Source organism: Planctomycetia bacterium (genome assembly GCA_034440135.1).
Classification (GTDB): domain Bacteria; phylum Planctomycetota; class Planctomycetia; order Pirellulales; family JALHLM01; genus JALHLM01.
In genome coordinates this window covers 1-4,826 of the sequence record JAWXBP010000429.1, presented here as the reverse complement: position 1 = coordinate 4,826, position 4,826 = coordinate 1, and the positions used below count along the sequence as shown (strand labels likewise).

The 4,826-nt window shown below is 62.2% G+C and carries 6 protein-coding genes; 5 read left to right on the top strand and 1 reads right to left on the bottom strand.

What is annotated here, in order from left to right; translation table 11 throughout:
- Positions 1–150 precede the first annotated feature (150 nt).
- Positions 151–873, top strand: a complete 723-nt coding sequence (locus SGJ19_24850; GenBank protein MDZ4783488.1) for a DUF1080 domain-containing protein — start codon at positions 151–153, stop codon at positions 871–873.
- Between the two features lie 193 nt (positions 874–1,066).
- Here SGJ19_24850 and SGJ19_24845 read toward each other — a convergent pair whose 3' ends face one another.
- Positions 1,067–1,612 carry a PEP-CTERM sorting domain-containing protein gene (locus SGJ19_24845; GenBank protein MDZ4783487.1) on the bottom strand — a complete coding sequence of 182 codons (546 nt, stop codon included), beginning with the start codon at positions 1,610–1,612 and terminating at the stop codon, positions 1,067–1,069.
- Positions 1,613–1,921: 309 nt separating this feature from the next.
- Here SGJ19_24845 and SGJ19_24840 point away from each other — a divergent pair, with 309 nt between their 5' ends.
- The 4 genes from SGJ19_24840 to SGJ19_24825 all read left to right on the top strand — a co-directional run.
- Entirely contained in the window at positions 1,922–2,593 is a 672-nt protein-coding gene (locus SGJ19_24840; protein MDZ4783486.1) for an RNA polymerase sigma factor, read from the top strand.
- Positions 2,590–3,351 (top strand): hypothetical protein, encoded by a 762-nt coding sequence (locus tag SGJ19_24835; protein MDZ4783485.1) that lies wholly within the window; start codon positions 2,590–2,592, stop codon positions 3,349–3,351. The genes SGJ19_24840 and SGJ19_24835 overlap by 4 nt, the downstream gene beginning before the upstream one ends.
- A gap of 6 nt (positions 3,352–3,357) precedes the next feature.
- Positions 3,358–3,966: a DUF1080 domain-containing protein gene (locus SGJ19_24830; protein MDZ4783484.1), complete on the top strand. Its 609-nt coding sequence runs from the start codon at positions 3,358–3,360 to the stop codon at positions 3,964–3,966.
- Positions 3,967–4,093: 127 nt separating this feature from the next.
- Positions 4,094–4,826, top strand: a 733-nt coding sequence (locus SGJ19_24825; GenBank protein MDZ4783483.1) for a hypothetical protein, incomplete at its 3' end; no start/stop codon positions are given.

Below are 4,826 nucleotides of genomic sequence, written 5' to 3'. Positions count from 1 at the left end.
GAGCACGGAGGACACAGAGGGGGGAAGAGGAGAGAGGAAGCGGAGTCGTGGGCGAATTCGCTTCCTCTCTCCTCTTCCCCCCTCTGTGTCCTCCGTGCTCTCCGTGGTTAAAAGCTTGAACTCCCCTCCGCGCCCCGTTAGCCTGTCGGCATGAAACACTTGCTCCCCATCGCCGCGCTCGTCTTCCTCTCCACCTTCACCACCGCCTTCGCCGACGACCCCGCGCCGCCGCGGGCCTTCATCGACGGCGACGCTCCCGGCTGGGTCGCGCTCGGCAAAGACGATTTCCAGAACGTCAACACCGCCGACGACACTTGGACCTTCGCTGACGACGGCGTCATCCATCTGACCGGTCAGCCGGTCGGCGTCACGCGCTCGAAGAAGAAGTACACCAACCTGGAACTGGTCGTCGAGTGGCGACACCTGACCTCTGCCGGAAACTCCGGCGTGTTCCTCTGGGCGTCGGACGAAGCGCTCGCAGACCTCAAGCCAGGCACGTTGCCCCCCGGCGGCATCGAAGTGCAAGTCCTCGACCTCGGCTACGAAACCGAGTACGAAAAAGCGAACGGCAAGAAGTCCGATTGGTTCACCTCGCACGGCGACGTCTTTCCCGTCGGCTCGTCGAAGATGACCCCGTTCGAACCGAGCGCTCCGGGGGGCGAACGCAGCTTCCCGCGCAAGCGCCTGGTCAAGCAGTACGGCGAATGGAACCACTATTACGTCCGCGCCATCAACGGCGAAGTCCGCCTCTGGGTGAACGGCGAAGAAGTCTCCGGCGGTAAGGATTGCCAGCCGGCGACGGGTTTCCTCTGCCTGGAAAGCGAAGGGGCGCCGGTGGAGTTTCGCGGGTTGAAGATTCGCGAATTGCCGTAGACGTACAAGCCACGCGCAAAACAAACGCCACTAGCCCGACGCGCAAGCGAGGGGGAGTTGACGTCGAGTTATCGCCAACGCCGTACTCACATCAGCGTCCGCTCCCCCTCGCTTGCGCGTCGGGCTAGTGAAGGGAACCGGCCTCCCATGAGCGATACCGCGACTGAACCTGCCGTCGCTGCCGCGACGAAAGTCACTGTTTCGAAAACGCGGGCCATCTGCGCCGGCGGCACGCGACCGCGCCGGCGAGGGCGATGGTGAGTAACGCAAGTGACGACGGCTCGGGCGTTTGCGTTGGCACCCATTGCAAATCATCGTTGGAGACATCATCGCCGATGATCTGGAGGTCACCAATACTAGCGCTGCCACGGTAATATTGCGGCGAGAGTCGAATGGAAAGTTGCCCGGTCTGACTTCCACATTCAATGTACTGCGTCTGTGTGACCATCGAAACACTGCATCCAGGACTGATGACGGCATCCTCGGCACTGGCTTGTGCAATAAACTGAATTGGTGCGTCGCCGGCATTAAAGTTCAGCTCGATGTAGTCCAGCCTCTCCCAATCGCTTGTAAAGTTTGTCAAAAAACCTGGATTTCTGCGATTGTTCCCGACAAACGTCAGGAAATCGGGAACTAGAATCAGTCCGTCGGCTCGTGGAATGAATGTGACATTTACGGTTCCGGCTGACGCTGAAACGCCGCCAAAAAAGAAGAGCGCGACACAGAGCCAACGAGACATCGCAACCTCCGACAATGTTGTCGTAAGGGCCATGCGGCCGTCCGCCCCACCGACGCCGCGGCCCATTCAAATACAGACGGTAACACGGTTCAGCGGCGACGGCAAGGAAAATGAACCTGCCCGAAGTCGCAAGTCGATTCCGTCGGTTGGGATAGGCCAACACGTCGGTAGGCAACCGCAGTGCCGTTGGCTTCGTCGGTTATACACAAACTCACGCACTGCCAAATTGCTTGCTCAAAGGATTCCGCTTCAAATGTTAAGCGCTTGCAGCCTGCCCCCGCGCGCGCCAAAATAACGCGTTCCCGGGGCATGTTGAAGCCAACCGCGATTGCCACCCCTGTGCCGCACCCTATCTCCGAAAATGACGACCGCGCTTTGATGCTCCGCGTCCTCGGCGGCGATGTGGATTGCTTCGCCGAGCTGGTCGCGCGCTACCGTCGCCCGCTGTTAAGGGTCGCCGTCGGAAGGTTGGGGCGTCTTGATTGGGCCGAAGAGGCCGTGCAGGAGACGTTTCTCGCGGCGTTTCGTTCCCGGGAAACCTTCGATCCCGAGCGGTCGTTTCGCACTTGGCTCTGGACGATTTTGCTCAACCAATGCCGGGCGATCGGCGCCAAACGCAGCCGGGCGTCGCACGTGGCCTGCTGGTCGGATAATGCGGTGGCCGCTCCGATCGACGATGCCGTGCTTTGCGATCGCCCATCCCCGTTGGGGGAATTGCTGGCGCGCGAGCGGGCCGATCTGCTGGAGCAGTCGTTGCAGCGGCTCAGCCCCGCGCAGGCGGATGCCCTCCGGCTGCGGTTCTTCGGCGAATTGAAGTTCCAGGAAATCGCCGATGCCATGGGCTGCAGCCTGCTGACCGCGAAAAACCGCGTGAAATGGGGTTTGCTCCGCCTGGCGGATCTGGCCAAAGGCAACGCCGGCGATCATGCTGAACCAACGTTCGACAACAGTCCGGGCCGATTGCCGGGAGGTCCTAAATGAATTGCGATCAGGTGTTCGACGTGCTGACGCGCGGACCCTTTCCCACGGGGGCGGCAAGCGACGCTTCCGTCGAGCGGCATTTGACCTGCTGTAACGATTGCCGGCGCCTGGCGATCGCCCTGCGTCCGGCCGTGGAACTGTTTGAAGAAGCCGTCCGCCCCGAAGAGAGCCGAGGCCTGCCCAGCTATTGGGGTGAAGTTTCGGAACCGCACTCGGCCGCCCACGACGCTACCTTCGCCACGCTGGAAGAGGAGATCGCCCTCGCCAAAACCGCTCGGCGCAGGGTCGCCAGCGCGAACCGGGTGCGCGGCGTCATGCCCATCCGGGCGTGGGAAGAATGCGACCGGATGTTGCGTTTTTGCGGCGCGGTTGCGGTCGGCGTGCTCGTGGCGTTTGGATTCCGTTCGATCGGCGAAGATTCCTGGCGGAACCGCGGCGCAGCGCGTAACGAACATGCGGCCACTGCGGCCTTCCCCTGGCAGGTCTGTTCGGCCGCCTGGATCGCGTCATCGGAACAACCTTTGCAGGGTTCCTCGATGCGGACCTCCGGGATGCTGCAATTGGCCCGGTTGGACGCAGACCGGCACCGCTGTTGCTCCGAATGCCACCACGAAGGCGGTCCGACGTCCGCGCCCGAAGCCATGAGCCGGGGCGTGGCGAGCAGTTGTGTCGTCTGCCATGATGGCGATGAGCCGGACGAGCATGAAGCGTTGCTCGATTCCTCGTTACCGATTGTCCACTCTGAACCAGGAGTTTGATACGTGATGAAGCGCCCCTTGCTGGCATTGATGTTCGCCGTGCTGGCCTACGCGGCCTCCCAGCCCCTCACCGCCGCCGAGCCCGACGCCGACGGCTTCGTGACGATTTTCAACGGCGAAAACCGCGACGGCTGGAAAGCCAACGAGCACGCTGAAAACTGGACCGTCGAAGACGGCTGCATTGTCGGCAAAGGACCGCGCAGCCATTTGTTTTACGAAGGCGCCGGCGAACTGACCGACCTGGAATTTAAAGCCGAAGTGAAGCTCAACAAGGGCGGCAACTCCGGCATGTACTTTCGCGCGGAATTCGGCGAAGGCTGGCCCAAGGGCTATGAAGCCCAGGTCAACAACTCCAGCGGCGACCCGAAGAAAACCGGCAGCCTCTACAACTTCGTCGACATCAAGAAGCAATTGATCGAAGACGACACCTGGTGGACCGAGCACATCATCGCCAAGGGCAACCACATCGTCATCAAGATCAACGATGAAGTCGTCGTCGATTACGTCGACGAAAAGAACACGCACAGCAAAGGACTGCTCGCGCTGCAACAGCACGATCCCGGCAGCGTGGTCCATTACCGCAACATCCAGTTGAAGAAGCTCGACGCGGAATAAGCCGCGATGCAAACCACATCGCCGGGGCCGAGCAATTTCGTTCGCCCCGGCGACATTTTTTTGCTATGAACGATGGCGTCCAGAACTCAGATTTGGAACACAGAACACCTCAGACGAGACCAGGCCCATGCGAGTTGTCACGATGCTGGCGTTGGCGGCAATGCTCGGCGTTGCCGCGGAAAACGCTTCGGCCCAGGAAGGCGCCCTGTCACGGCTGTATGGAAACGGCGTCCACGCTTACTTCGGCGGCGACATCTTCGGCGCCGAGAAGTTGTTCACCCAGGCGATTGACGCCGGCAGCCAGGACCCGCGCTGCCACTACTACCGCGGGTTGGTCTACCTCCAAGCCGGACGCAACAAGGCCGCGGCGGCGGAGTTTGAGAAAGGCGCCGACCTCGAAGCTGGCGCCACCCGTGCTTACGACGTAAGCCTGGCCCTGGAGCGAATCCAGGGCCGTTCCCGCCTGGTGTTGGAACAACATCGCGCGGCGAAATTGGCTACGGCCTCCTCCGCCACGCAAGTTCAGCGGCGCCAGCGCTTGGAATCCATTCGACGCCGCGAAGCAGTGACCACGGTGGCCCCGACCCCAGCAACGCTGGATGCCATCACCGGCGACGCCGCGCCAATTCCGGCCACGCGACTTGTCCCCTCCACTCCGACCACGGTCCCGGCAGCGTCTCAACCCGAGGTCTCGGCGCCCTTCGCCGATCCCATGGAAGCGGCCCCCGCCGCGTCAACCCCGGCCAACGCTGCGGCGCCGCCAGTCGTTGCTCCAGTTACCGAAGAAGCCGATCCGTTCGGTGCGGACGACGCCTTGCCGGCGGAAGACATGCCGGCCGATGACGCCGCGCCCGCCGATG

What these genes read in the sequence shown, in the direction of transcription:
- SGJ19_24835 (MDZ4783485.1), top strand. Translation starts at nt 2,590, where the DNA reads ATGAATTGCGATCAGGTGTTCGACGTGCTGACGCGCGGACCCTTTCCC.
- SGJ19_24845 (MDZ4783487.1), bottom strand. Translation starts at nt 1,612, where the DNA reads ATGTCTCGTTGGCTCTGTGTCGCGCTCTTCTTTTTTGGCGGCGTTTCA.
- SGJ19_24840 (MDZ4783486.1), top strand. Translation starts at nt 1,922, where the DNA reads ATGTTGAAGCCAACCGCGATTGCCACCCCTGTGCCGCACCCTATCTCC.
- SGJ19_24850 (MDZ4783488.1), top strand. Translation starts at nt 151, where the DNA reads ATGAAACACTTGCTCCCCATCGCCGCGCTCGTCTTCCTCTCCACCTTC.
- SGJ19_24830 (MDZ4783484.1), top strand. Translation starts at nt 3,358, where the DNA reads ATGAAGCGCCCCTTGCTGGCATTGATGTTCGCCGTGCTGGCCTACGCG.